Origin of the sequence: Virgibacillus sp. 7505 (genome assembly GCF_002272135.1) — a bacterium.
In the GTDB taxonomy this organism is placed as follows: Bacteria; Bacillota; Bacilli; order Bacillales; family Amphibacillaceae; genus Terribacillus.
This window is the reverse complement of sequence record NZ_NPBF01000230.1, coordinates 1-252: the sequence shown is the minus strand read 5'-3', so window position 1 is coordinate 252 and position 252 is coordinate 1. Positions and strand designations below refer to the sequence as shown.

Below are 252 nucleotides of genomic sequence, written 5' to 3'. Positions count from 1 at the left end.
ATTTTTGAGGGCGGCGAACAAGCAGTTATTGAACTGATGTCACGAAAACATCCTCCTACAGCCATGATTGTAATGGATGACTTAATGGCATTGGGTGTACTGCGTATGTTATTTAACATGAATATTTCCGTGCCTAATGAGGTGTCTATTGTGAGCTTTAACAACGTACTAATGGCAGAGCTGGCGACACCGCCACTGACCACACTGGACATCCATATTCATGAACTAGGCTACCGGGCCGCCGAGCTTTTG

1 protein-coding gene is annotated in these 252 nt (G+C 45.6%); it reads left to right on the top strand.

What is annotated here, in order from left to right; all coding sequences use genetic code 11:
• Positions 1 to 252: substrate-binding domain-containing protein (locus CHH91_RS18740; RefSeq protein ID WP_176465869.1), on the top strand; the 252-nt coding region annotated here is incomplete at both ends.